At 63.8% G+C, this 544-nt stretch carries 1 protein-coding gene; it reads left to right on the top strand.

Annotation, left to right across the window (positions count from 1 at the left end):
• Positions 1 to 118: 118 nt before the first annotated feature.
• A partial coding sequence (locus ACYQ8L_RS18600; protein ID WP_459943311.1) for an enoyl-CoA hydratase-related protein occupies positions 119 to 544 on the top strand: 426 nt, incomplete at its 3' end.

The following is a 544-nucleotide window of genomic DNA, read 5'->3' as shown; positions in this document are numbered from 1 at the left end:
GCTAGGAAGCTAGGAAGCGGGGAGGCTGGGAAGCTGGGGACATCGTGTGCCCGCCCCCGGCGCCTCCCCTCCCGACCGTGGACCGTAGACCGTAGACCGCATCAAAAGGAGGATCCCCATGAGTCTCGACTGGCTGCCCCGCGACAACGAACTCAAGGACCACGGGCTGTTCAAGGGCGAGTACTGGGGCACGGAACCCCCGTGCACCATGTACGAGAAAAAGCCCCTCGTGGACCCCGACGGCAACGTCGTGCCCGACCTCTACGTGGCCTGGATCACGCTGAACAACCCCAAGCAGTACAACTCCTACACCACCGAGATGGTCAAGGGCGTGATCGCCGGCTTCAAGGCCGCCTCGGGCGACCGCTCGGTTGTGGCCGTGGTGTTCACCGGCGCCGGCGACAAGGCCTTCTGCACCGGCGGGAACACCGTGGAGTACTCCCAGTACTACTCCCGCCGGCCCAACGAGTACGGCGAGTACATGGATCTGTTTAACCTCATGGTCGACTCCATCCTCGACTGCAAAAAGCCCGTGATCTGCCGC

Source organism: Deferrisoma palaeochoriense, assembly GCF_054656955.1.
Note: the sequence above shows the minus strand (reverse complement) of the source record. Positions and strands in the feature narration are given on the sequence as shown.